Source organism: Streptomyces sp. NPDC002793 (assembly GCF_040295485.1).
In the GTDB taxonomy this organism is placed as follows: Bacteria; Actinomycetota; Actinomycetes; order Streptomycetales; family Streptomycetaceae; genus Streptomyces.
On record NZ_JBEOVL010000018.1, the window covers coordinates 62,693 to 86,053 of the forward strand.

The 23,361-nt window shown below is 70.6% G+C and carries 24 protein-coding genes and 1 pseudogene; 10 read left to right on the top strand and 15 right to left on the bottom strand.

The genetic code is table 11. The features are described from left to right. Window positions 1-289: 289 nt before the first annotated feature. The 4 genes from ABT001_RS19420 (at window position 290) to ABT001_RS19435 (ending at window position 4,534) form a co-directional block, all read left to right on the top strand. Window positions 290-2,002, top strand: coding sequence for a PHP domain-containing protein (locus ABT001_RS19420; RefSeq protein WP_351278837.1), 1,713 nt, complete (start codon window positions 290-292; stop codon window positions 2,000-2,002). A gap of 20 nt (window positions 2,003-2,022) precedes the next feature. Beyond that, entirely contained in the window at window positions 2,023-2,523 is a 501-nt protein-coding gene (locus tag ABT001_RS19425) for a hypothetical protein (protein WP_351278839.1), read from the top strand. Window positions 2,524-2,664: 141 nt separating this feature from the next. Beyond that, the gene (locus ABT001_RS19430) at window positions 2,665-3,402 is read left to right on the top strand and encodes a DsbA family oxidoreductase (RefSeq protein WP_351278842.1); all 738 of its coding nucleotides are present in this window, start codon (window positions 2,665-2,667) and stop codon (window positions 3,400-3,402) included. A 70-nt stretch (window positions 3,403-3,472) separates the two neighbouring features. After that, on the top strand, window positions 3,473-4,534 hold the full coding sequence (locus ABT001_RS19435; protein ID WP_351278845.1) for an aminotransferase class V-fold PLP-dependent enzyme: 1,062 nt from the start codon (window positions 3,473-3,475) through the stop codon (window positions 4,532-4,534). Between the two features lie 14 nt (window positions 4,535-4,548). Here ABT001_RS19435 and ABT001_RS19440 read toward each other — a convergent pair whose 3' ends face one another. Next, on the bottom strand, window positions 4,549-5,583 hold the full coding sequence (locus tag ABT001_RS19440) for a LacI family DNA-binding transcriptional regulator (protein WP_351278847.1): 1,035 nt from the start codon (window positions 5,581-5,583) through the stop codon (window positions 4,549-4,551). A gap of 264 nt (window positions 5,584-5,847) precedes the next feature. On the opposite strand from ABT001_RS19440, the gene ABT001_RS19445 reads away from it, so the two are divergent. Then, a complete protein-coding gene (locus ABT001_RS19445) occupies window positions 5,848-7,893 on the top strand; it encodes a beta-galactosidase (protein ID WP_351278850.1) in 2,046 nt (681 codons plus the stop codon). A gap of 346 nt (window positions 7,894-8,239) precedes the next feature. Here ABT001_RS19445 and ABT001_RS19450 read toward each other — a convergent pair whose 3' ends face one another. The 3 genes from ABT001_RS19450 to ABT001_RS19460 all read right to left on the bottom strand — a co-directional run bounded on the left by ABT001_RS19450 (window position 8,240) and on the right by ABT001_RS19460 (window position 10,422). Further along, window positions 8,240-8,743 (bottom strand): MarR family winged helix-turn-helix transcriptional regulator, encoded by a 504-nt coding sequence (locus tag ABT001_RS19450; RefSeq protein ID WP_351278853.1) that lies wholly within the window; start codon window positions 8,741-8,743, stop codon window positions 8,240-8,242. Window positions 8,744-8,824: 81 nt separating this feature from the next. After that, window positions 8,825-9,838: a VOC family protein gene (locus tag ABT001_RS19455; RefSeq protein ID WP_351278856.1), complete on the bottom strand. Its 1,014-nt coding sequence runs from the start codon at window positions 9,836-9,838 to the stop codon at window positions 8,825-8,827. 50 nt (window positions 9,839-9,888) lie between these two features. Further along, window positions 9,889-10,422 carry a TetR/AcrR family transcriptional regulator gene (locus ABT001_RS19460; RefSeq protein WP_351278859.1) on the bottom strand — a complete coding sequence of 178 codons (534 nt, stop codon included), beginning with the start codon at window positions 10,420-10,422 and terminating at the stop codon, window positions 9,889-9,891. 162 nt (window positions 10,423-10,584) lie between these two features. Between ABT001_RS19460 and ABT001_RS19465 the strand changes: the two genes are divergently transcribed. Then, the gene (locus ABT001_RS19465; protein WP_351278861.1) at window positions 10,585-11,541 is read left to right on the top strand and encodes an NAD(P)-dependent alcohol dehydrogenase; all 957 of its coding nucleotides are present in this window, start codon (window positions 10,585-10,587) and stop codon (window positions 11,539-11,541) included. A gap of 15 nt (window positions 11,542-11,556) precedes the next feature. On the opposite strand, the gene ABT001_RS19470 is transcribed toward ABT001_RS19465, so the two are convergent. Both ABT001_RS19470 and ABT001_RS19475 read right to left on the bottom strand, forming a co-directional pair. Further along, complete coding sequence (locus tag ABT001_RS19470; RefSeq protein WP_351278864.1) at window positions 11,557-13,167, bottom strand: serine/threonine-protein kinase; 1,611 nt, start codon at window positions 13,165-13,167, stop codon at window positions 11,557-11,559. Window positions 13,168-13,285: 118 nt separating this feature from the next. Beyond that, window positions 13,286-14,287 carry an ArsR/SmtB family transcription factor gene (locus ABT001_RS19475; RefSeq protein WP_351278867.1) on the bottom strand — a complete coding sequence of 334 codons (1,002 nt, stop codon included), beginning with the start codon at window positions 14,285-14,287 and terminating at the stop codon, window positions 13,286-13,288. A gap of 60 nt (window positions 14,288-14,347) precedes the next feature. On the opposite strand from ABT001_RS19475, the gene ABT001_RS19480 reads away from it, so the two are divergent. Continuing rightward, a complete protein-coding gene (locus ABT001_RS19480; protein WP_351278870.1) occupies window positions 14,348-15,574 on the top strand; it encodes an MFS transporter in 1,227 nt (408 codons plus the stop codon). 88 nt (window positions 15,575-15,662) lie between these two features. On the opposite strand, the gene ABT001_RS19485 is transcribed toward ABT001_RS19480, so the two are convergent. Continuing rightward, on the bottom strand, window positions 15,663-16,190 hold the full coding sequence (locus tag ABT001_RS19485; RefSeq protein WP_351278873.1) for a hypothetical protein: 528 nt from the start codon (window positions 16,188-16,190) through the stop codon (window positions 15,663-15,665). Between the two features lie 274 nt (window positions 16,191-16,464). Here ABT001_RS19485 and ABT001_RS19490 point away from each other — a divergent pair, with 274 nt between their 5' ends. Next, window positions 16,465-16,665, top strand: a complete 201-nt coding sequence (locus ABT001_RS19490; protein WP_351278875.1) for a type II toxin-antitoxin system VapB family antitoxin — start codon at window positions 16,465-16,467, stop codon at window positions 16,663-16,665. Window positions 16,666-16,690: 25 nt separating this feature from the next. Here the strand turns inward: ABT001_RS19490 and ABT001_RS19495 are convergent, their stop codons facing one another. The 3 genes from ABT001_RS19495 to ABT001_RS19505 all read right to left on the bottom strand — a co-directional run bounded on the left by ABT001_RS19495 (window position 16,691) and on the right by ABT001_RS19505 (window position 18,529). Next, window positions 16,691-17,398 carry a hypothetical protein gene (locus tag ABT001_RS19495; RefSeq protein WP_351278878.1) on the bottom strand — a complete coding sequence of 236 codons (708 nt, stop codon included), beginning with the start codon at window positions 17,396-17,398 and terminating at the stop codon, window positions 16,691-16,693. A 94-nt stretch (window positions 17,399-17,492) separates the two neighbouring features. After that, window positions 17,493-17,702 (bottom strand): DUF397 domain-containing protein, encoded by a 210-nt coding sequence (locus ABT001_RS19500; RefSeq protein WP_351278880.1) that lies wholly within the window; start codon window positions 17,700-17,702, stop codon window positions 17,493-17,495. Next, a complete protein-coding gene (locus tag ABT001_RS19505) occupies window positions 17,699-18,529 on the bottom strand; it encodes a helix-turn-helix domain-containing protein (protein WP_351278882.1) in 831 nt (276 codons plus the stop codon). Before ABT001_RS19505 ends, ABT001_RS19500 begins: the two co-directional genes overlap by 4 nt. A 105-nt stretch (window positions 18,530-18,634) precedes the next feature. Between ABT001_RS19505 and ABT001_RS19510 the strand changes: the two genes are divergently transcribed. Together ABT001_RS19510 and ABT001_RS19515 are read left to right on the top strand one after the other, a co-directional pair. Further along, a complete protein-coding gene (locus ABT001_RS19510; protein ID WP_351278884.1) occupies window positions 18,635-18,895 on the top strand; it encodes a hypothetical protein in 261 nt (86 codons plus the stop codon). Further along, the gene (locus ABT001_RS19515) at window positions 18,892-19,104 is read left to right on the top strand and encodes a hypothetical protein (RefSeq protein WP_351278886.1); all 213 of its coding nucleotides are present in this window, start codon (window positions 18,892-18,894) and stop codon (window positions 19,102-19,104) included. The genes ABT001_RS19510 and ABT001_RS19515 overlap by 4 nt, the downstream gene beginning before the upstream one ends. An 84-nt stretch (window positions 19,105-19,188) precedes the next feature. Here the strand turns inward: ABT001_RS19515 and ABT001_RS19520 are convergent. From ABT001_RS19520 to ectA, 5 genes and pseudogenes are all read right to left on the bottom strand, one after another. Further along, window positions 19,189-19,455, bottom strand: a pseudogene (locus ABT001_RS19520) (peptidase inhibitor family I36 protein); the annotation flags it as partial. A 331-nt stretch (window positions 19,456-19,786) separates the two neighbouring features. Further along, window positions 19,787-20,680, bottom strand: a complete 894-nt coding sequence (gene thpD / locus ABT001_RS19525; protein ID WP_351278889.1) for an ectoine hydroxylase — start codon at window positions 20,678-20,680, stop codon at window positions 19,787-19,789. A gap of 3 nt (window positions 20,681-20,683) precedes the next feature. Continuing rightward, window positions 20,684-21,082, bottom strand: a complete 399-nt coding sequence (locus ABT001_RS19530; protein WP_099176037.1) for an ectoine synthase — start codon at window positions 21,080-21,082, stop codon at window positions 20,684-20,686. Between the two features lie 65 nt (window positions 21,083-21,147). Further along, on the bottom strand, window positions 21,148-22,410 hold the full coding sequence (gene ectB / locus ABT001_RS19535; protein WP_351278893.1) for a diaminobutyrate--2-oxoglutarate transaminase: 1,263 nt from the start codon (window positions 22,408-22,410) through the stop codon (window positions 21,148-21,150). A gap of 94 nt (window positions 22,411-22,504) precedes the next feature. Beyond that, entirely contained in the window at window positions 22,505-23,029 is a 525-nt protein-coding gene (ectA, locus tag ABT001_RS19540; protein WP_351278896.1) for a diaminobutyrate acetyltransferase, read from the bottom strand. Between the last annotated feature and the right edge of the window lie 332 nt (window positions 23,030-23,361).

A 23,361-nucleotide genomic window follows, 5' to 3' on the forward strand; every position in this document is an offset into this window, starting at 1 on the left:
TGAGTGCGCGGAAGCGGTCTGCTCGACAGTCCCGGAGAGTTCGCGCCCGAGGCCGACCGGGCCGCCGGGGCGACGTTCTCACCGGCGCTCCGCCGAGTGGATGACGTGCGGACGGGGTCGTGACCGGCCGGACACCCTCCGACGAGTGGTCGTGCTGGATGCAACCCCCGCCCACCCGGCAGTCGTTCAACGTTCACCTTCTGCGGCGAGTCTCCTCGTACGGCCACGCGGTACACGCGGAGCCGGCAGCACCGGCCGCAACGGCGGCGATCCAGCCACGAGGAGCGTCATGGGACACGGGCACGGCCATCACCACCCTCACGACCACGGTCACGACCACGGCCACCAGCACGAGACGGCGCCCCTGCCCGCGGCGTTCGACACCTCCGTCCCGGACGAGGCGCTGAACTCCGAGCAGCGGTCCCGCCGCACCCTGCTGCGCCGGGCCGGTCTCCTCGGCGCCGGGATGGCCGCGACCAGTGTGCTGGCCGGTGCGGCGACCTCCCCGGCGTACGCCGCCGACTCCCGCTCCGGCCGCCGGGGCGGCAAGGGCTTCCTGTGGCTGGCAGGCGACCACCACATCCACACGCAGTACAGCAGCGACGGCAAGTACCGCGTCGTCGACCAGGTCCGCCAAGGCGCCAGGCACGGCATGGACTGGCTGGTCATCACCGACCACGGCAGCGGCACCCACGCCAAGATCGGTGTCGAGAAGGTCAACCCCGACATCCGGGCGGCGCGTTCCGCCTACGAGGACACCCTCGTCTTCCAAGGCCTGGAGTGGAACATCCCGGCCGCCGAGCACGGCACCGTCTTCGTGCACCCGGGGAAGAACGAGGTCTCCGTCCTGAAGCAGTTCGAGACCGGCTACGACGGGTCCGTCAAGGGCGCCAGTGGCTCGACGCCCGCCAACGAGGCACTGGCCATCGCCGGCCTGACCTTCCTCGCCGACCAGGTCGAGCGGCGCAAGGTCAAGGACGCCCTGATGCTCGCCAACCACCCGGCGCGCAAGGGCATCGACTCCCCGCACGAGATCCGCGCCTGGCGGGATGCCACGCCCGGCAGCCACCGCATCGCCGTCGGCTTCGAGGGCGCCCCCGGCCACCAGGCGGGCGGCCTGCCCAAGCCGCTCGGCCCCGGCGGTGCCCGCGGCATCTACAACAACAGCCCCGGCAGTGCCTCGTTCCCCGGTTACCCGCTGGAGAGCTACCGCACCTGGGGCGGCTTCGACTGGATGACCTCCACGGTCGGCGGTCTCTGGGACAGCCTGCTCGCCGAGGGCAAGCCGTGGTGGATCACAGCCAACTCCGACTCGCACCAGGTCTACGGCGACACCGGGATCCGGGGGGGCGGCGACTTCGCCGCCAACGGCCGCTACGACGACCCGGTCTACGGCGGGCAGATCGACATCACGGAGAACGACTACTGGCCCGGTTACTACAGCCGCACCCACGTCGGCGCCGACGGCTTCTCCTACGCCGCCGTCATGGACGGGATCCGCGCCGGTCGTGTCTGGGTCGACCACGGCCAGCTCCTCAGCGGCCTCGACGTCCGGGTGTCCGGCGGCAGCCGCTGGGCGACGCTGGGCGGTGCACTCCAGGTCAAGAAGGGCACCCGCGTCACCCTCACGGTGGACGTGTCGGCCGCCGGCGGCCCCAACTGGGCCGGATTCCAGCCCACGCTGGCCCGCGTCGACGTCATCCAGGGCGACGTCACCGGCGAGGTGAAGGACAAGGACACCTTCACGGCCCCGAGCGCCCGGGTCGTGAAGTCGTACGAGGTGAACAAGTCCACCGGCACCGTCCGCCTCACCTACGACCTGGGCCGCGTCGACCGGCCGGTCTACCTCCGCCTGCGCGGCACCGACGGCAACCGCTCCGCCGTCGGCGCGATGGGAGCCTCCGTCGACCCGGCGGGCCCGGCCATCGACGTCATCGGTGACGCCGACCCGTGGCGCGACCTGTGGTTCTACTCCAACCCGGTCTGGGTCCTGCCGTCGTGAACCCGCCGTACGCCCTCGGTGTGGACACCTCCCTTACCGGCCTGCACGAGGCCGATCAGCTGCTCCGGGAGCTCGCCGCCGGACTCGGCCTCCCCGAGGACGTCCACGGCTGCACCCACCTGGTGCGGGACGACGACGGCGGCCGGCCCCGGGTGGCGCTGTCCCTGGCCGCCTGGTCCGAGGCCGTCATCGAGGACGCCAGGGCCCGGCTCACGGCCCAGGGTCACCAGGTGACGGACGGGGTCTGGGACCGGGCCGGGCGGGCGGTGCTGTACCCCGGCGCCGCCGCCCTGACGGGCACCCTCACGGTCGCCGAACTGGTGAGCCGCTCGGCGATCGAGCGGGTCCAGGTCCTCGGCACGGCGGACCGGCCGGACCCCGCGACCCGCCTCGTCACCCGGGACTTCGTCCGCCCGCAGTGGCGGGACGGCGAACTGGTCCTCGCCGCCATGCCCGCCGTGGGCGGCACGCTGGTCCCGTTCGAGGTGCCCGACCCCACTCCGTGCTGCGCGGACCACTGAAAGAACTCCTCAGGTGGACGGGCCCGCACGGCGTGACACCTGCCGGGCCCGTCCGGGGAATCAGCGGCCCCCTCCGCGCGTTGAAGGGGCGGCGGAGGGCCTCTCCGCCCCCGTACGACAGAGCTGGAGAGCGGAAGAGTCATGCGCGTCGAGATATGGAGCGACATCGCCTGCCCGTGGTGCTACATCGGAAAGGCCCGCTTCGAGAAGGCGCTGGCCGGGTTCCCCCACCGCGACGACGTCGAGGTGGTCCACCGCTCCTTCGAGCTCGATCCGGGCCGCGCCAAGGGCGACACCGAGCAGGTCGTCGACATGCTCGCGCAGAAGTACGGCCGCACCCCCGAGGAAGCCCGGGGCATGGAGGCCAACGTCGCGGCGAACGCGCAGGCCGAGGGGCTCGGCTACCGCACCGAGGGGCGCGATCACGGCAGCACCTTCGACATGCACCGGCTGCTCCACCTCGCCAAGGCCCGCGGACGCCAGGACGAGCTGCTGACCCTCCTCTACCGCGCGAACTTCGCCGAGGAGCGCTCGGTCTTCGACGACGCGGTGCTCGCCGACCTGGCCGTCGAGGCGGGACTCGATGCCGAGGAGACGCGCAGGGTGCTGGCCGACCCCGGGGCGTACGCCGACGACGTACGGGGCGATGAGCGCGAGGCCGCCGAGCTGGGTGCCGACGCCGTGCCGTTCTTCGTGCTCGACCGGCGTTACGGCATCTCCGGAGGGCAGCCCTCCGAGGTGTTCGCCCAGGCCCTGGAACAGGCGTGGAAGGACCGCGAGGTCCCCGGCTTCACCCAGGTCGGCGGGGACGCCGACGCCTGCGGCGCGGACGGGGCCTGTGAAGTGCCCCAGGCGGACGCCCCCGAGCAGCGCGTATAAGTCATCCTTGGGCGCGCCGCTGAAACCTGCGTCATTGACGTGGGGTTGAGCGGCCGCCAGGCTGTCCCGCATGGAGACTTCTGCGATCGATCAGGCCAGGGCCACCGAATTCGCTTCCGGAACGACCTACCTCAACACCTCCACCTGCGGACTGCTGCCCCGCCGCGCGCTCCAGGCCGTCAGGGCGCTGGCCGACGAGTGTGCCGCGGGCGTCCGGGGCGGGGCGGGCAGCTTCGACGCCGTGGACGCCGCCCGCGCGGGTTTCGCCCGGATCGCCGGTGTGGCGCCCGCGCGGGTGGCGGTCGGCGGCTCCGTCGCCGCCCATGTGGGGCTCGTCGCGGCCTCCCTCCCGCCGGGCGCCGAAGTCCTCGCGCCGACCGGGGAGTTCAGCTCGGTCGTCAGTCCCTTCGCGGTGCGCGGCGATCTGCTGATGCGCTACGTCCCGCTGGCCGAACTGGCGGGTGCCGTACGGCCGGGGACCGCGCTCGTCGCGTTCTCCGCAGCACAGTCGGCGGACGGCCGGGTCGCCGACCTCGACGCGGTCCGCACGGCCGCGGCCGCACACGGCGCCCGCACGATGCTCGACGCCAGCCAGTCGGCCGGATGGCTGCCGCTGGACGCCGGGGCGTACGACTACACGGTCACCGGCGGCTACAAGTTCCTGTTGTGCCCCCGCGGCACCTCGTTCCTGACCGTGACCGAGGAGGCCCAGGGGGCCGTGCCGTCGCTCTACGCGGGTTGGGTGGCGGCCGAGGACCGCTGGAACAGCACGTACGGGCCGGTCGAGAAGCTCGCTTCCGACGCCCGGCGCTTCGACGAACCGGTCGCCTTCCTCGCCTACCACGGGGCCGAGCACTCACTGGAGCTGCTGGCCGAGGTGGGCGTGGACGCCGTGTACGCCCATGCCACCGGGCTCGCCGCACGCTTCCGGGAGGGCCTGGCGTCGCTCGGGCACGAGGCGGTCCCCGGAACCTCCGCCATCGTGGCCGTGCCGGGCCTCGGCGGCCGGGAGTCCGAACTGGCCGCGGCCGGGGTGATGGTCTCGGCCCGGGCGGGGAACCTGCGGGCCGCCTTCCACCTGTACAACACCGTGGCCGACGTCGACCGCGCCCTGGAGGTGCTGGCCGGCTGATCCGCAGGGCGCTCCTACGCCGAATCCCGGCGCACCAGCTCGGTGGGGAGGATGACCGCGGCCGGGTCCTCCCCACCGATCTGCGCCAGCAGCACCCGCACCATCTCGGCGCTGATCCGGTCCCACGGCTGGCGGACCGTCGTCAGCTCCGGGCGCGCCGCGAGCGCCGCGGGCGAGTCGTCGAAACCGCCGACCGCGATGTCCTGCGGCACCCGCCGGCCCGCCCGTTCCAGGGTGCTCAGCACCCCTTGCGCCATGAGGTCCGACGCGACGAACACCGCGTCCACGTCGGGCGCCCGCTCCAGCAGCAGCGCGGCCGCCGCCTCGCCGCCCGCCCGGCTGAAGTCGCCCGGCACGATCAGGGTCTCGTCGACCGGCAGCCCGCACTCGGCGAGCGTCTCGCGGTAGCCCGCGAGCCGGTCCACCCCGCCGGGCGTGTCCAGCGGCCCGGTCACCGTGCCGATCCGGCGGCGCCCCGTCCCGTACAGGAAGCGCACCATGTCCCGGGCGCCGTTGCGGTCGTCAGCCGCCACATGACTGACCCGCGACCCCTGCCCGAGGGGCTTCCCGCAGACGACCAGCGGTACGCCGGCCTCGTGCAGCCGGGCGGCGACCGGATCGCCGGATCGGTTGGAGACCAGCAGCACCCCGTCCACGTGCCCGGTGATGTAGCGCATGTTGCGGCGGCGCTCGGCCTCCGTGCCCGCGATCATCAGCAGCAGCGGGATGTCGTGAGCGGCGAGCGCGGTGGTGCAGCCGCGCAGCAGCACATTGAAGTTCGGGTCCTCGAAGAAGCGTTCCTGGGGCTCGGTCAGCAGGAACGCCACCGAGTCCGAGCGCCCGGTGATCAGGGACCTGGCGTGCCGGTTCACGGTGTAGCCGGTCCGCCGGATGGCGGACCGAACCGCTTCGAGCGCGGCCGGGCTGACGTTGTGACCACCGTTGAGCACCCTGGAGACCGTGCCCCGGGAGACCCCGGCCTCCCGGGCGACGTCGTGGATCGTCGGCGGTCTGCGGCGGCCCGCGCCGTTCTGTTCCGTGCGGCTCATAGCGCTTGATCTTTCGTGAAGAAGTGCCCTGGTGAGGAGCTGTCAGGACTTTACGGCCCTGGAGAGCGAACCGGGGCTCCAGAACCGAAGCGCGGTGCGGGACGCATCGACGGACCGGCCGGAAGAGCGCTGTGAGCGTTCACAGTGGAGAAATGAAACCGACCCTTGTCAAAGGTTGTCGTTGCGCGGTTACGTTGGCTCTGCGCCGCCCAGCGTGTGTGTGCACGTTCCCAGAAGTTTCTCCAAGAGAGCCAGGAGCTGTCCATGCCGCACCCAGAATCAGCCGCCTACCCGGCCGGCCTGCGCAAGCTGGCCTTCGGCGGTGACTACAACCCCGAGCAGTGGCCCGAAGAGGTCTGGCACGAGGACGTACGCCTGATGCGGGAAGCAGGCGTGACCATGGTCAGCGTCGGGATCTTCTCCTGGGCGCTGCTGGAACCCGAGCCGGGCACCTACGACTTCGGCTGGCTCGACCGCCTCCTGGACCTGCTGCACGTCAACGGCGTCCGCGCCGACCTCGGCACCCCCACCGTCGCCCCGCCCGCCTGGTTCTACCGCGCCCATCCCGAGGCCCTCCCGCTCAGCCGCGACGGGGTGCGCCTCGCCTTCGGGTCGCGCGGCGCGATCTGCCACAGCTCGGCCCCCTACCGTGCGGCCGCGGCGAACATCACCGAGCGGCTCGCCCTCCGCTACGCCGAGCACCCCGCCCTCGCGATGTGGCACGTCCACAACGAGTACGGCGTCCCCGTCAGCGCCTGCTACTGCGACAGCTGCGCCGCCCACTTCCGCCGCTGGCTCCAGGCCCGGCACGGCTCGGTCGACGGGGTCAACGAGGCGTGGGGCACCGCCTTCTGGGGACAGCGCTACCGCACCCTCGACGACATCGACCCACCCCGCACCACGCCCACCGTCGGCAACCCGTCCCAGCAGCTGGACTACGCCCGCTTCGCCGACGCCACCATGCGCGAGAACTTCACCGCCGAACGCGACATCCTGCACCGGCTCGCTCCCGGCATCCCGGTCACCACCAACTTCATGACCGCTCTCAGCCAGTGCGGCTCGGTCGACTACTGGGCCTGGGGCCGTGAGGTCGACCTCGTCACCAACGACCACTACCTGATCACCGACGGCCGCCGTACCCACGTCAACCTCGCCATGGCCGCCGACCTCACCCGCTCGGTCGCGGGCGGCGCCCCCTGGCTGCTGCTCGAACACTCCACCGGCGGAATCAACTGGCAGCCCCGTAACCCCGCCAAGCGCCCCGGCGAGATGGCCCGCAACAGCCTCGCCCACGTCGCCCGGGGCTCCGAGGGCGCGATGTTCTTCCAGTGGCGGCAGTCCCGGCGCGGCGCCGAGAAGTTCCACTCCGCGATGGTCCCGCACGCCGGCACCGACTCCCGGATCTGGCGTGAGGTGAGCGCGCTCGGCGCCGGACTCGGCCGGCTGGAGGGCATCCGCTCCACCCGGACCGTCGCCGACGTGGCGATGCTCTGGGACTGGGAGTCCTGGTGGGCCCAGGGCCTGGAGTGGCGCCCGAGCGAGGACCACGACGCCCGCGAGCGCGCCGACACCTTCTACGCCTCGCTCTACGACCGCCACCTCACCGTCGACTTCGCCCACCCCGACGCCGACCTGTCCGCGTACCCCCTGGTCGTCGTCCCCGCCCTCTACCTCGCCACCGAGGAGACGGGCCGCAACCTGCGCCGGTACGTCGAGAACGGCGGCACCCTCGTCGTCTCGTACTTCTCCGGCATCGTCGACGCCGACGACGCGGTGCACCCCGGCGCCTACCCGGGCGCGCTCCGCGACGTACTCGGCCTGACCGTCGAGGAGTTCTCCCCGCTCGGCGAGGGGGACACCGTCCGCCTGATCACCCCCGAGGGCGCCACCGAGGGCGCGGATCTGACCGGTGACCTCTGGTCGGACATCGTGATCCCGCGCGGTGCCGAGACCGTCTGGTCGTACGCCGACGGCATCCCGGCGGGCCGACCCGCCGTCACCCGCAACCAGCTCGGCGAGGGCACCGCCTGGTACCTCTCCACCCGGCTCTCCGGCCCCGACCTGGACGCCGTCCTGGACCGCGCCGCCGCCGACGCCCGCATCGAACCGCGCACGGACCTGCCGTACGACGTCGAGGTCGTACGCCGCACGGGGGAGACCGGAAGCTACCTCTTCGTGATCAACCACAGCGACGCCGACGCCGCAGTGGCACCGGGCGCCCCCGGCACCGAACTCCTCACCGGTGAGCCCGTCGTGGACAGGCTCGCCGTACCTGCGGGCGGGGTCCGCGTCGTGCGGCTCGACGGCTGAGGTCCCGTCTGCAGATGAACGACGACTCCATGCTCATCTCTCCTCACTGCTCGCCGGAGACACCGTCCACCAGCCCTCGTCGCTCGTCCTCACCCTCGCCCCCGAACGTTCCTCCCACTACCTGCGCCAGCAGATGCGCTGGATGCGCGGCACGATCCTCCGCCACCTCTGGTGGCTGCGCCACATGTCCCTGAGAGGCGTCTCTTCGCGCCGGCTCCCCTGCCATCGGCGTGGCGGCCGGCGTGCTGCGCCCGGGCCGGCATCGAAGTCGTCCAGCGCGGTACGGAGACGGGAGGCGAACCCAGCGGCTCCACCTGACGGCGCCGCGCGCGCCGTGCCACCGGCATCAGGAAGCGGCGGGCGCGGGGGGAATCCGCTCGATGTTGGCCACCATCGTCCGGAGCACCTTGAGCGCGGCCACGTACTCCGCGTCGCTGATGCCCCGGTGGACCTCGGCGCGGACGTCGGTCGCCAGCTCACGCAGCCGCACCCGGGCGGCCTCCCCGTCGTCGGTCAGGTACAACCGCTGTCCGTCCCCGCTCCTGAGCCAGCCGCGGTGGAGCAGTTGGTCGATGACCCTGGCGATGTCGTGCGGCCCGTCGGTGAGAGGAGTGAGCTGGGTGACGACCTCCTCGCGGGACGCCGCGGGCCCGCCGTGCACCCGGTTGAGCACCCAGTACTGCGGCTGCGTGACGTCGATCCGGGCCATGGCGTCCCGCAGATGGCGGGTGACGGCCGCGTGGGCCAGGCCGCTCCAGTAACCGACGGGCTGTGTGGCCAGCAGCTCGTCGGTCGCGGCGGGGTCTGCCGGTGCCTGATCGGTGAGGTCGGGGCTGGTCGGCTGTTCCATGGCCGTGACGCTACCCGCGTGCCCCGCCCGGACGTTCCCGGGCGGGACAACCGGCCACGACGTGGCCGGTTCCGTATCGGCTCACCGGTCCAGCGGCGCGCCGTGCCACTTCCACGAGGTGACCCGGTCACGGCCCGGCAGGTCCGCGCGGCCGGTGGACCAGAGCAGCACGGTCCACCGGTCGGCGTCGTCCGGTGCGTCCGGGAAGAGCCGGGCCAGCACCCGGTCGCAGAGGCCCCGGGGCGGGGTGAAGGAGAACGACAGCCCGGCGGCGACATCGTGGGTGTGCACCAGGGTCTCCACGATGCCCATCGCGGCGAAGCCCTCCGGGTCGGAGACGCCGTGCGAGTGGTAGGAACGCAGGGCTGGAGAGGCCGTCCGCACCATCGCGGTCAGGAGCGCGCCGCTCGCCTCCAGTGTCTGGAGCAGCCCGGCGGTCCCCGCCTCCGGGTCCGCGAAGATCGCGTTCCAGGGGCCGCCCTCGCGCTCCGGTGCCCAGCGGTAGGGAACGTCGTGCTCCAGCGGGGGCTTGCGCGGGCCGAGCTGGACGGCGTACGCGAAGAGGTCGTCGCTCAGATGCTCGACGGTCTCCCAGCAGTCCCACGTCAAGGACCCCGCCGGGACATGCCAGTCGTCGGCCGGGGACTGCGCGAGGGCGTCGGCCGCGAGCCGCACCGCCAGCGTCACGTCGTCGGCGGTGACCGGCAGCCGGGTCCCGTCCAGTGCCGCACGCTCGGCGGCGCCGCACTCCACGCAGAACTCGTTGCCCTCCGGATCCGCCAGGGTCGCCCAGCCCCGTCCGCTCGGCTTGCGGTGGTCGGCGACCAGCGTGGCACCGAGGGCGAGCAGCCGCTCGACCTCCTCGTCGCGGGTGCGGTCCTCGGGGCGGACATCGAGGTGGACGCGGTTCTTGATGCCCTTGGATTCCGGGACGGTCACGAAGAGCAGGGCGGCCCCCGATGCCTCCACGAGCGCCTCGGGATCGCCGGGCGCGTCGTCGTCGGAGACGGACGAACCGAGCACCTCGGCCCAGAACAGGGCCAGTTCGTAGGCGTCGGCGCAGTCGATGGTGATGTGTCGTACGAGCGAAGTCATGGACGCCACTGTCCATGCCGACCCGCGCCGGGGTCCAACGGGTTGATGGGCTACTCGCCGCCCTCGTGCCGGTGCGGGCGCATGCCGTCGACCGCGATGTCCAGCAGCCGGCCTGCCAGCTCCTCGTCGGGGTGGTGCTCGGTGGCGAGCGAGATGGCGTTGACGAGCGTGAGCAGGTCCTCGGCGTGGATGCCGGGGCGCACGGCGTTCGCCTGCTGTGCCCGGTGCAGGAGTTCGCCGACCGCGGTCGTGATCATCACGACGCAGCCGTCGGAGGTCTCCAGCAGGTCGGTGTCCCGGCCGTCATGCAGCAACGAGGCCGTCAGCCCTCGGCTGGCCGCCGCGTAGGTGTTGAAGTCCCGCAGCCAGGCGAAGAGGGCGGCGCCGGGCGCGTTCTCCTGGGCGCGCTCCCGGGCCTTGACGCAGAGGGCTTCGACGCGGTCGTGGAAGACGGCCTCCAGCAGAGACCGCCGGGAAGGGAAATGCCGGTGCAGGGTGGCCGAGCCTACCCCGGCCCGGCGGGCGATCTCCTCCAGGGAGGCGCCGGCCCCTTCCGTCGCGAATGCCTCCTGGGCGGTGGTCACGATGCGTTCGTAATTACGCCGGGCGTCTGCGCGAAGGGGCCGTCGAGCTGGGCTTCCGTCCACGGTGACCTCCTGTTTTGCCAATCGGGGTGGCCCTCCGGTTAGTGTAGTCGACAGCAAATGGGGTGCCACCCCGTTTACCGTGGACTCTCAGGAGAGATCATGCGTGCCGTTCAGTACGACCGTTTTGGCCCGCCCGAAGTGCTGCGCATCGTCGAGGTGCCCACGCCCGACCCCGGGCCGGGAGAGGTGCTCGTCGAGATACACGCCGCGAGCGTGGACGCGGGGGAGGGCGCCTTCCGGGCGGGCAAGATGCGCAGGATCACCCGGGCCGGCTTCCCCCGCGGCACGGGCAACGACTTCACCGGACGCGTCACGGCGGTGGGCTCCGGTGTGCACGCCTGGCAGGCCGGAGACGCGGTGTGGGGGCTCATGCCGCACTTCACCTTCGGCGCCATCGCCGACTACGTCACCGTGCCCGAGCAGCGCCTCGCCCGAGCACCGGGCAACCTGGAACTCCTCGAAGCCGCAGCCCTTCCGAGTTCGGGCACCACCGCCATGACCGCTCTGACGGACAAGGCACATCTCGCCCCGGGTGAGCGGCTCCTGGTCCGCGGCGCCACCGGAGGGGTCGGCAGCATCGTGGTGCAACTGGGCAAGTCCCTCGGCGCGCACGTCACCGCCCTCGCCGGAGCGCGCAACCTCGACTGGATCGCGGAACTCGGCGCGGACGTCGCCCTGGACTACCGCACGACCCGGCCGGAAGAGCTCGGGCGTTTCGACGTCATCGTCGACGTGGTGGGCACCGACCTCGGCACCTACCGGAAGCTGCTGACGCGACGGGGGCGGATGGTCGCCCTCGCGTTCGACCCGGACCGCATCATCGCCTCCGTGGTCGGCATGGGACTGCGGGCCGCCGCGTCCCCCCGGCGGATCAAGGTCTTCAGCAATGATCCGTCAGCCGACCGGATCGCCGAACTCACCCGGTCCGTCGAGGCGGGCGGTATCCGGCCCGTGATCGACACGGTCTTCCCGATGTCCGGCATCGCGCAAGCCCACAGAAGGCTCGAAGCGGGCGGGGTCCGTGGGAAGTACGTCATCGACATGCGGGATTCGTAAGGGCCTCACAGCCCCTCAGGGTGCGTCCGCGTCGATCCGGAACCCCTTGCGTACCTGGGCGAACACCACCTTCTGGCGTTCCCAGTCCGCGCTCGGTGCCGAGAGGTAGATCGCGTACTCCGTCCTGCCGGGCTTGCCGAACCCGAGGTCCTGGGCGCGGAACTGACGGGCGCGGCCCTGCCAGGTGAACTCCCAGATCGCGGCCGGCATGCCCCGGTAGGCCGTGCCCTGCATCCGTATCTGACGGTAGCCGGGCAGCTTCCCGTCCCGGAGCGACCTGGCCTCGTCGTCCTTCCAGCGCTGCAGGGGGTCGGTGCTCGCGAAGTCGAGGGCGGCGACGCGCAGGCTCACCAGTCCGGCCGGGTCGATGTAGGCGACACCCTCGTTGTCCTCCGGGAGGTCCTTGCGCGTCCAGCCGTCGGGAACGGGGAAGGAGACACCGAACTCCTCCTCCCGCACCATGTGGTAGCCCTGCGGCACGGGCGCCGGCCGGGCCGTGGGGGACGCGGCGCTCATGGACGGCTCGACGGCGCCCTGGTGGGCCGAGTCGAGGCCCGCGTCTCTCTCCCGCAGCGCGAGGTGGGTGCCGCCCACCGCCAGAGCCGCCACGACCGTGGCGACAGCCGCCCACAGGGCCACGCGCCGTCCACGACCCCTACCGGTCCCGGGCGCGCCGGCCGGGGGAGCGCCCACTCCGCCTGCCACGGACGCCGTCGGCGCCGTGCCCGCGGGGCCGGGGCGCCGTACGGCCTGCACACGTGTGGTGTGCGTCAACTCCCGTAGCCGCCGCTCCACTTCAGGCGCCGAGGGCCGGTCCGCCGGATCCTTGGCGAGCAGCTCCTCGATGAGCGGGGCCAGCTCCTGTGCACCGGACGGCGGTTCGAGGGTGTCGAAGGCGATGGCGTACGCGGTCTCGAAGGGGGTGCCCCGGCGGAACGGCGGACGGCCCTGCACGGTCTGGTAGAGGGTCGCGCCCAGGGCCCACAGGTCGGACGCGGGGCCCGGGTCCTCGCCCCGAAGGCGTTCCGGGGGGAGGAAGTCCATGGAACCGACCAGTTCGCCGGTGCGGGTGAGCGTGGAGGTGTCTGCGGTGACGGCGATACCGAAGTCGGTCAGGACCACGCGCCCTGCGGCGCCGAGGAGCACGTTGCCGGGCTTCACATCGCGATGGAGGACCCCCGCGTCGTGTGCCGCCCGCAGCGCCGCGACCATCCCGACGCCGATTCCGGCCGCCTCGGGGGCCGGCAACGGCCCGTTCCTCCTCAGGACCTCGTCGAGCGCGGGTGCGCGGACGTGCTCCATGACGATGCAGGGGAGCCCCTCGTCGTCCACCACGTCGTGCACCACCACGACGTTGGGGTGAGCGATGCGCGCGGCGCTCCGTGCCTCGCGCCGGGTGCGCTCGAAGAGCCTGGCACGCTCGAAGTCCGGAAGATGCGGCGGCAGATGGAGCTTCTTGACCGCGACGTGCCGGCCGAGCACCTCGTCCTCGGCCCGCCAGACGGTCCCCATGCCGCCGCGGCCGATCCGCTCCACGAGGCGGTACCGCCCCGCGACCAACCGTCCGGGCTCGTCGGTCCCCGTGCCGTCCCACACTTCGCGCTCCTCGCCCTGCGCCTCTGTCACCCGGCGCCCGTGCCTGGGAAATGACTCATGTGTTCTGAGGCTGTCACGATAACGGCCAAGTCCCGGCGGGCCGCCGATCGGTGGCCGGCACCGTACGGCGACCCCGGAACCGCCGCCTTCAGCGGTCCTGTACCCGCACCAGCGCGTCGCCGACCGCCGAGCGGTCGTAGAGCACGGACCGTCCCGCGCGGCGGCGGCCTACCAGCCCGGCATCCAGGAGCACCTTGAGGTGACGGCCCACCGAGCCCAGCCCCTGGCCCGTCAGCGCCACCAGGTGAGTGGTGCTCATCGGGCTGTCCAGGAGCATCAGGACGCTCGCCCGTCCGGCACCGAGCAGCCTGGCCAACGCCTCGGGAGCAGCCGCACGCTCCGCCCCCGCGAGTGAGCCCGAGCACGGGTACACCACCGCGTTGCGGAGCACCGTGCCGCGGGATCCGGCCCGGTCCGTGGAGATCCAGCCCTTGCCCGGAGTGACCGGCACGAACAGCAGCTGCGCTCCCGCCAGCCGCCGGGGCGGCAGGTCGCGGGCGTTGACCTGCAGCCGGTTGCCGCCCAGCCACCTCATCTCCGGATGGATGTCGTCCAACGCCGCCGCCCAGCCCGACCGGCTCAGACGGCCCGTACGAGCGACCACATCGGCCTCCATGACGCGTCGCCGCCGCAGCCAGTCGGGCGCCACGGTCTCCCGCCACACCCACTCCAGCAGATCGGCGAGGCGATCCGGCAGGCCGGGGCCGAGCAGCGGACCCGGCAGCGGTCCACGGTGAGCGGTCTCCAGGTCGGTGCGCGCGGTGCCGTCCGGTGTCTCACGGATTTGTTCGAGCTCGGCGTAGAACTCCCCACCATCCGGTGCCTCGACCTCGCGGGACGGCACCGGCGTCAGGAAGTCGGCGGTCCACCGGTGCCTGCCGAGCGCGACGGGCACCAGCAGAGCGGTCACCGGATCGGCGGCCAGCCGCTCCCGGTAGGCGGGGCCGTGGCTGTCCAGCCAGCGGCGCTCGGCCGGGTGCGCGGGCGAGTTCCCCTCCAGGACCATCAGGCTCGCCGTCGTCTCGCAGAGGGGCGACACGACGAACCGGCTGCTCGCGAGCGTGTCCGCGTTGACTTCCCACCAGCCCAACGGTTTCGCCTCCCCGCGAAACATTACCGTCGCGTCCGGCGGCCTGCCGACACTGCGACCATGCGCACGTACCAGGAGGTCTTCAGGACCCCGGAGTTCACCCCGCTGTTCGCTTCCTTCGCCTCACACGTGGCTGCCCAGACGGTGAGCGGGACCGCCGTGGGGACGCTCGTCTACGGTGCGACCGGCTCGCCGCTCCTCGCCGCCCTCAGCATGTTCGGCCCGTCGGTGATGCAGATGATCGGCGCGAGTGTCCTGCTGTCGGCGGTGGACCGCCTGCCCCCGCGCACCGCGACCGTCGGCCTGGCGCTCTTCTTCGCCCTGGTCACCACTGTTCTGGCCCTGCCCGGACTGTCCATGGGCACGCTCTTCGTGATCTTGTCGGTGCAGGGCATGCTCGGCTCGGTCGGCGGTGGAGTGCGCCTCGGACTGCTCACCGAGATCCTTCCCACGGAGGGCTACGTGCTCGGCCGTTCGGTGCTCAACATGTGCGCGGGGACCCTGCAGATCGGCGGATACGCACTCGGCGGCGTACTCGTCCACGTCCTGGCGCCGCGCGGCGCCCTGCTCACCGGCGCCGCCCTCTTCCTCGTCTCCGCGGCCGTCGCCCGCATCGGCCTCGCGGGCAGGCCGCCGCGCGCACAGGGCCGCCCGTCCGCGCGCGAGACCTGGCGGACCAACGCGCGCCTGTGGGCGTCGGGGCCGCGGCGCCGCATCTATCTCGCCCTGTGGGTGCCGAACGGACTCGTCGTCGGCTGCGAGTCGCTCTTCGTCCCCTACGCACCCCGGCACGCGGGGTTCCTCTTCGCCTTCGCCGCGCTCGGCATGCTGGCGGGCGACACCCTGACCGGCCGCATCCTGCCCCGTAACCGGCGTGACGGACTCGGGGCGCCACCCCTGCTCCTGCTGCTGGCCGCCCCGTATCTGATCTTCTTCCTGCACCCGTCACTGCCTGTGGCGCTCGCCGCCGTGGCCCTGGGGTCGGTCGGCTTCTCCGCCAGCCTGCTGCTCCAGGAACGCCTGATGGCCCTGGTCCCGGGGGAGCTGAGGGGGCACGCCTTCGGGCTGCACCACTCAGGCATGTTCACCATGCAGGGCCTCGCCTCGGCGGTCGCCGGCGGCATCGCGCAGCTCACCTCACCCGCGACGGCCATGACCGTGATGGCCGCCGCCTCCGCGGCGGTCACCCTGGCCCTGACCCCCGGTCTCCGACGCCTGAGCGGCGCGCGGGACGGAGCCGACGCCGAGCGCGAACCTCCGCCCGGGGAAGCCAAGTTGAGCGCCTGAGCAGGAGCGCGACGGCCGGCTGACTGGCATGGTGCAGATGGGGTGTTCACGTTGAGCGACCGGCGGGACGGCTGCCGCGCGCAGGCGTTCACTGCCCTCCGAGTCTGAGCACGACAGCGACGTACAGGCTCACGGATACCGTCAGTGCCAGAAACGCGAGAACCGTGTGGACGACGAGCCTTCCGCCCGGGGCAGGGGCCAGATGTGCCCGGGCCGCTCGACTGACCCGGGGCCCCGCAGCACCCTGCGTGGTGTACGCGTCCGCCTTCTCGATCGCCCGGTGTAGCTTCCTGCGGCTTCTCTCGGTGGTGACTCCCAGGCGCACGCCATGGGTGTCGCGAACCATCAAGGTGCGGTATGCGCCACCGTACGAAAAGGTGGTCAGGAGCCGCACCGTGGCGAGACTGTTCAGGTCGACGGACCGTTCGCCGGTCAGGGTGCGCGCTATCAGACGGGACGACGAGTGCCGGAACGGTGCCTGCTCCTCGAATAGTGCGGGGAGCAGGACGAAGCCGACGATCACGGCCGGCAGGCCGAGCACGATCGGAGTGCCTTCGGGTACTGCCCCCGTCCGGGCCGGCGCGTAGGCGGCCAAGGGCAGGAGCAGGACAGTCATTGCCAGACCCGTCCCCACGCGCGCACGGGCCACGCTGCGAGCCGTGGTGGCTTGCACTGAACACCTCCCCTCCCGCAACAGGCACCATCATGCGCGCGCGGTGGGCCGCGCCGCATTGCCGGGGCCCGGCAGTCTTCGGCTCGGGACACGTCAGGGGCACGGCCTACCGGTAGCGGCGCTGATTCCCCGGTCGCCCTGTGCCAGCAACTTCCGGGGGTAACAGGGCGCCGCCGCACGGCTGTTAAAGTCACGGACCGACGAAGGGGGGCCGCCCATGGCCAAGGTCAACATCAGTCTGGACGCCGAACTGGTGGTGGAGGTGATGGTCCTGGCAGGGGTCGGATCTCCCCAGGACGCCGTCGAAGCGGTCGTGCGCGACTACATCGCCCGGGGGCACCGCACCGAGACACGCACCGAGCGCACGGACCAGAGCCTGCGCGAAGTCGCGGTCAAGCCGCAGGAACCACAAGCCTGACCGGTGAGCGGGCGCGTGGGTGGCGCTAGCCGGTGACGTCACTCATGTCGAGCACCTCTGCCGACGCCGGCGGCCGGATGTCCAGCGGCTCGTCGAAATCGCTGAACGACGTGGTGGTGAGCTGCTTCCCGTCCCCACCGCCCTTGTACACGGCCTTCAGCAGATGCGGCTCGCCCTCCGTGGCGACGTAGAAGGTGTACGCCCCTTCCTTGTCCGACGGGTCGGTCACCTTCAGCCCGAGAGCCTCCCGGCCGTCGATGTGGGTCGCCTCGCCCTTCGTCGCCTTGCCGAACGACTCGAACGGCCGGGTGCACTGAGACAGCCCGTCACCCGGCTTCGATCTGGAGACCGGCACCTTCGCCCACACGTTCGGCTTGGCGGCGTCGAGGTCGTTGCCGCTCCAGGCCTCCAAGTAGTCCGTGTCCGGGCGGACGTAGTCCGTCTCGCCGATTCGGATCTGTTCCAGGGTGCCGCTGCGGGAAAAGGTGTTCCGCACCTTGCACCGGTTCTTCAGGTCGGTCGTCATCTGCCAGGTCACCGTGTCGTCGCCGACCTCGTTGGTGATCTCGATGGTGAGGGATCTCAGCTCGCCCATCCTGGTGTTGGCCTCGTCGAGCATGGCATCGGCCGACTTCTGCGCGGGCTCGTCATCACCGCCCCCGCACCCGACGAGCGCGACCCCGGCCAGCAGAGACGTCAGTGTGATCGCCGTTGTCCTGTATATCGCTCGCACAAATGCCCCCACTGCTCCACCGCGTGCACGACCACGATCATGACCGGCAGTGGGAGCCTAACAACGGCTTCGTGGCAGCCCGGAAGGGCGCCGGTCAGACGGAGCCGAACGCGCCTGACCTGACGCCCGTCACGAAGGCGGTGAAAGAGGCGACGGGCAGGTCCAGGACAGGGCCGCCCGGGTTCTTGGAGTCGCGGACAGGGACCACGCCGTGCTGGACGGCGAAGTTGTCGGCGACCTCGACGCAGGCGCCGCCGTTCGAGCTGTAGGAGGACTTGATCCAACGGGGGGCTTCGGTCGTCACAGGGTGCCCTTTCGCATCTGGTTGATCATGGCTACGGATGCCGCCTGGGGCATCGACTCGCCCTGCAGCTGATGGTAGGCCGTCAATATGGGCAACACGAAGGTTGTTTCCCGCTCGAGTTGGCCTCGTTGAGCGGACTCGGCATAAGACATGAGTGAGCGGTCCGGCATCGTCAGGACGTAGAGAGGGAGATTGAACGGACGACGTGCTCCCATGCTGTACGGCGCGACCTGGAGCACGGTGTTCGGCAGCTCGGCGAAGTCGAGGAGCCTGGCCAGCTGGTCGTCCCAAGCGGCTGGATCGCCGATCGGCCGACGGATACAGCTTTCATCCAGCACTGCCAGCACGAGCGGTGATACGGGGCGGACAAGAGTCGCTTGCCGCTTCGCGACAGTGTGCACCCGTTCCTGAGCCTGTTCGACAGTGATGGCACCGCGCTGGACTTCGCCGTCGGCCAACGCTTCCGCATATGCCGGCGTTTGAAGGAGTCCCGGGATGATTCCGATCTCGAACAGACGGATCTCCGTCGCCCGACCCTCACACCCCACGTACTCCGGGAACCCCTCCAGCAAGGCACCGCCCCGCACGGATCGACACAACTGCTCGAGCGTCTCACCGGTGCCGAGAACCTTGTCGGCTCTCTGCGCGAAACGAAGAGTCGGGGGTTTGCGGTCAGTTTCGACGGCCGAGACATGTGTGCCGGAGTAGCCCGTCTGCCGGGCCAGCTCATCCTGCGTCCATCCACGAGCCTCCCTCAGCCTGCGAAGTCGTTCTCCGAATGCCGCAGATGCCGAGGCAGCAGGGTCGAGTTCCTTGCGATTCAACAACGCCTCCCCAGACTCTTCCTTCGACTTCCACCAGTTGAAGACGTGTCGACTCTAGGGCACGGTGAAGCCTCCCCGTAGCGGAATGGCTACAGAGAGGAGTCGCGCATGCCTGGAACCAGTGGTCTGCGGTGTGGGCAGGAGCCCCCGGACCCCCCGCCCCCCGGCACCCTCGTCGTGGACACCGTCCGTGACGACAGGGTGGGGGAGTTCCGAGGAGTCGCCGGCCCCCACTGGTCTCTGCGCCCGGCCCAGGGCGGTGCCGAGTGGGAGGTGGACCCGGCGTACGTACGCCTCGCGACGCCCATAGAGCGCCTCCGCGCGGAGAACGCGCGATGCAACGCCCGAAGCGAAGGACGTTTCCTGTGAACGGCCAGGATGACGACCCGGTCTCCGCGTTCCCCCTGAAGGCCCCGGAGCCCGTGCCCGGGTGCCACGAGTGCGACCGGCTCGCGAGCGCCGAGAAGCTGGCCGACAAGCAGGCCGACCTGTCCAGGGCGACGGACGAACGGGTCAGGCTCCGGCTGCACCTGGAGGCCGCGCATCCTGTTCCCGAGCCCTTGAACACCGTGACGTGAGTGTGGTCGTGGACCACATCCCGCCGTCCTCCGCTCGAAGCGGGAGCGGAGGACGGCGGGATCGGTCAAACCGTCGGCTCAGGCTCAGGCTCCACAGCCGAAGCCGTAATGGACCTCGATGCTGGTCACCGAGTTGTCGTAGACGAAGTACAGTTCCTGCGTCTTACCCGGCTCGATGATCCAGTTCTCGCCGCGGAAGTTCTCGTCGGTCCACACGCACACGTGCTTGTCGGTGCGGTTCCACAGCGAGCCGGCCCGATCGTTCCACGCCGGGCCGATGTTGCGGTGGTCCACCGCGTCGAGCTGCACGACGCTCCCGGTGAGGCTGTGGCCGTCGAAGAGGCAGACCTTGCCTGCCGAGCAGCCTACGACCCCGTCTTAGGGGTCAGCGGCCGATGCGGATCCCGGACCCGCCAGTACGGCGGTGGCGGCGAGGACTGCTCCCAATGCCGCGGTTCTGACTGCCAGTTTCATGAATGTCCCTTCCGTTGTCACCCGTGGAGCGCGGTCATGGTCCCCACGTCCATCTGTCTTTTCTGAGGGCGTTCGGGCATAGGGAGGTTCCCCCGCACGTGTGGTTCGCGAGGATGACGCTGATCACATCTCCCTCCGAGCCGACACCAGGTACGCCGGAGGGGCGGGACGCGCGATGCGTCCCGCCCCTCCCGATCGTCGTACGTCCCTACTTCACCGGGGTGAAGTCGCGTGCCCCGATGAAGTCGGGCCGGCGGATCGGAGCCGCGAAGGGCTCCTGCGCCGTGTTCTCCACGCTGTTGAACACGATGAAGACGTTGCTGCGCGCGTACGGGGTGATGTTGTCGCCCGATCCGTGCATCGCGTTGCAGTCGAACCAGGTCGCCGAACCGGCCTTGCCCGTGAAGAGCTTGATGCCGTGCCGGTCGGCCATCTTCGTCAGCGCCTCGTCGGACGGGGTGCCGGCGTCCTGCATCTGCAGGGACTTCTTGTAGTTGTCCTTCGGCGTCTCGCCCGCGCAGCCCAGGAACGACTTGTGCGAGCCGGGCATGATCATCAGCCCGCCGTTGGTGTCGTAGTTCTCGGTCAGCGCGATCGAGACGGACACGGTCCGCATGTTCGGCAGACCGTCCTCGGCGTGCCAGGTCTCGAAGTCGGAGTGCCAGTAGAAGCCCGAGGCGCCGAAGCCCGGCTTCACGTTGATCCGTGACTGGTGGACGTACACGTCGGAACCGAGGATCTGGCGGGCGCGGCCCACCACACGCTCGTCCCGCACCAGCTTCGCGAAGACCTCGCTGAGCTTGTGGACCTCGAAGACGGACCGCACGCTCTGGGACTGCGGCTCGATGATCGAGCGCTCGTCGGCGCGGACCGCGGGGTCGGCGATCAGCCGGTCCAGCTCGGCGTGGTAGCCCGTCACCTCGTCCGGCGTGATGAGCTGGTCGATGGCGAGGAAGCCGTCGTGCTCGAAGGACTGGAGGTCCTTCGCGGCGATCGGACCCGGCGCGCCCGGCGCGGACCAGATGACCGGGTCCTGGCGGGGAGTGGTCATCTCGGCGGCGCCGCGCGAGGGGTACAGGTCGGCGCGTACATCGGTGGTCATGGTTCAGCCCTCCTCTGTCAGCAGCGGGTACACACCGTTCTCGTCATGGTCCTCCCGTCCGGTGACAGGAGGATTGAAGACGCATACGCAGCGGAAGTCGGTCTTGGGCCGCAGCGTGTGGTGCTCGTGCCCGTTCAGCAGGTACATCGTCCCGGGAGAGATCCAGTGCTTCTCGCCGGTCTCGTCGTTGGTGAGCTCGGCCTCACCCTCGGTGCACAGAACGGCCTCGATGTGGTTGGCGTACCACATCGACGTCTCCGTGCCCGCGTACAGCACGGTCTCGTGGAGCGAGAAGCCCACCTTCTCCTTGGCGAGCACGATGCGCTTGCTCTCCCAGGTACCTGAGGCGGACTTGATGTGCCGGTCGGTGTTCTCGATGTCACTGAAAGATCGGACGATCACGGTGGGATGGTGCCTTTCTCTTCTGTGTCCTGCTCTGTGTGCCCTGGGCGGGGGAGTGGCCCCGCTCAGGCGGTCTCGCGGACGGACCGGGCCAGCGTGCGCAGGCCCTCGTCCAGCTCATCGGGGGTGATGGTCAGCGGCGGGAGCAGCTTCACGACCTCGGACTGGGGGCCGGAGGTCTCCAGCAGCAGGCCCAGCTCGAAGGCGCGTGCGCAGACCGCAGAGGCACGCGCGGGGTCGGTGAACTCCAGGCCCCAGACCAGGCCGCGGCCACGGAAATGCGCGGTCGGCTCCTCGGCGCAGATCGCCAGCATCGTCTGCTCCACCTGCTCGCCGCGGGCGAGGGTCTGCTTCTCCATCTGGCCGTCGGCCCAGTAGGCGTCGAGCGTGGCGGCGGCGGTGACGAAGGCCGGGTTGTTGCCACGGAACGTGCCGTTGTGCTCGCCCGGCTCCCAGATGTCCAGCTCGCCCTTGAAGAGGCAGAGGGACATCGGCATGCCGTAGCCGCTGATGGACTTCGACAGCGTGACGATGTCCGGGACGATGCCGGCCTCCTCGAAGGAGAAGAAGCCACCGGTCCGGCCGCAGCCCATCTGGATGTCGTCGACGATCAGGAGCATGTCCTGCCGGTGGCACAGCTCCTGCAGCGCGCGGAGCCACTCGGCGCGGGCGACGTTGATTCCGCCCTCACCCTGCACGGTCTCCACGATCACGGCGGCGGGCTTGTTCAGGCCGGAACCCTGGTCCTCCAGGAGCCGCTCGAACCAGAGGAAGTCGGGAACCGTCCCGTCGAAGTAGTTGTCGAACGGCATCGGGGTGCCGTGCACCAGCGGGATGCCGGCGCCGGCCCGCTTGAAGGCGTTGCCGGTCACGGCGAGCGAACCCAGCGACATGCCGTGGAAGGCGTTGGTGAACGAGACGACGGACTCGCGGCCCTTGACCTTGCGGGCGAGCTTCAGCGCGGCCTCGACGGCGTTCGTGCCGGTCGGGCCGGGGAACATCACCTTGTAGGGCAGGTCGCGGGGGCGCAGGATCACGTTCTCGAAGGTTTCGAGGAAGGCCCGTTTGGCCGTCGTGGCCATGTCCAGGCCGTGGGTGATGCCGTCGCGCTCGATGTAGTCGATCAGCGCGCGTTTCAGCACCGGGTTGTTGTGGCCGTAGTTGAGGGACCCGGCACCGGCGAAGAAGTCCAGGTAGGAGTGTCCGTCCTCGTCGGTGAGCCGGGCGCCCTGCGCGCGGTCGAAGACCGCGGGCCAACCGCGGCAGTAGCTCCGTACCTCCGACTCCAGGGTCTCGAAGACACTCAGGGCGGGCGGGGTGATGGTCACAGCTGATCTCCTGCTCGAGGGGGTGTGACGGGCGGCGGGTCAGGCATGCCCGGGAAGCCGCGCCCGGGCGGGGCGCGGAGGGGCGCTGGGAGGCCTAGAACGGACCGATGCGGTAGAGCACTTCCGGCAGGTGCGTTCCCTCGGGGAACAGGGCACCGTCGAAGAGCACCTCGCGCTCCAGTGGCGCGTCGTGACGCTGCGCGAACGACGTGAAGAGCCGGTCGGAGGCGGTGTTGTCCGGAGTGACGGTCGTCTCGACCGATGCCAGGCCCTGCTCGGAGGCGACGCGGGTGGTCAGCGCGTCCAGCAGTGTGGCGGCCAGTCCCTTGCCGCGGTGAGCCGCGTCGACGGCCACCTGCCAGACGACGAGCGTCTGGGGGCGGTCGGGGCGGATGTAGCCGGTCACGAAGGCGATCGGGTCGCCGTTCTCGTCGCGGGCGACCACGGAGGTCGCCGCGAAGTCACGGCACCACAGCAGGTAGCTGTACGAGGAGTTGAGGTCCAGGACCTCGGAGTCGCGGGCGATGCGCCAGATCGCGGCTCCGTCCTCCACTCGCGGGGTGTCGATTCTGAGGAATTCGCTTCGGGCACGTGCAAAATCTGCTGGTGCGGCGGTCATGCGAATTGAATTTACCCAGCAAAAATCGAAATTGCATCGCCGTGAGGGGTTGGGTGAACGGCATCGCTGTGTTATCACGCGGGCGCGGGCCGGGCTCAACCAGGAGGATTTTTGGGGCTATATGTCCTGTATTTTTCGGGCAAAACGCCCTCGCTGTGGGGTCGGTCACATATCTGTAACTCTCGTGACACCTGTTCGGATTGCATGGATGTATCCGCGGAGAACTGGGGTGTTTAGGCATGAGGAACGGGGGAAGAAGAATGTGGGGAGCTGCTTCCGAAAAAGCAGCTCCCCTTTGTGATCCGATTGTGCGACGAATCAGTCGGTCGAAT

Excerpts from the sequence above, each read along its gene's own strand:
- ABT001_RS19445 (WP_351278850.1), top strand. The coding sequence starts at position 5,848 with ATGCCGCACCCAGAATCAGCCGCCTACCCGGCCGGCCTGCGCAAGCTG.
- ABT001_RS19450 (WP_351278853.1), bottom strand. The coding sequence starts at position 8,743 with ATGGAACAGCCGACCAGCCCCGACCTCACCGATCAGGCACCGGCAGAC.
- ABT001_RS19435 (WP_351278845.1), top strand. The coding sequence starts at position 3,473 with ATGGAGACTTCTGCGATCGATCAGGCCAGGGCCACCGAATTCGCTTCC.
- ABT001_RS19440 (WP_351278847.1), bottom strand. The coding sequence starts at position 5,583 with ATGAGCCGCACGGAACAGAACGGCGCGGGCCGCCGCAGACCGCCGACG.
- ABT001_RS19420 (WP_351278837.1), top strand. The coding sequence starts at position 290 with ATGGGACACGGGCACGGCCATCACCACCCTCACGACCACGGTCACGAC.
- thpD (WP_351278889.1), bottom strand. The coding sequence starts at position 20,680 with ATGACCACCGATGTACGCGCCGACCTGTACCCCTCGCGCGGCGCCGCC.
- ABT001_RS19465 (WP_351278861.1), top strand. The coding sequence starts at position 10,585 with ATGCGTGCCGTTCAGTACGACCGTTTTGGCCCGCCCGAAGTGCTGCGC.
- ABT001_RS19490 (WP_351278875.1), top strand. The coding sequence starts at position 16,465 with ATGGCCAAGGTCAACATCAGTCTGGACGCCGAACTGGTGGTGGAGGTG.
- ABT001_RS19485 (WP_351278873.1), bottom strand. The coding sequence starts at position 16,190 with ATGACTGTCCTGCTCCTGCCCTTGGCCGCCTACGCGCCGGCCCGGACG.
- ABT001_RS19430 (WP_351278842.1), top strand. The coding sequence starts at position 2,665 with ATGCGCGTCGAGATATGGAGCGACATCGCCTGCCCGTGGTGCTACATC.
- ABT001_RS19480 (WP_351278870.1), top strand. The coding sequence starts at position 14,348 with ATGCGCACGTACCAGGAGGTCTTCAGGACCCCGGAGTTCACCCCGCTG.
- ectA (WP_351278896.1), bottom strand. The coding sequence starts at position 23,029 with ATGACCGCCGCACCAGCAGATTTTGCACGTGCCCGAAGCGAATTCCTC.
- ABT001_RS19455 (WP_351278856.1), bottom strand. The coding sequence starts at position 9,838 with ATGACTTCGCTCGTACGACACATCACCATCGACTGCGCCGACGCCTAC.
- ABT001_RS19510 (WP_351278884.1), top strand. The coding sequence starts at position 18,635 with ATGCCTGGAACCAGTGGTCTGCGGTGTGGGCAGGAGCCCCCGGACCCC.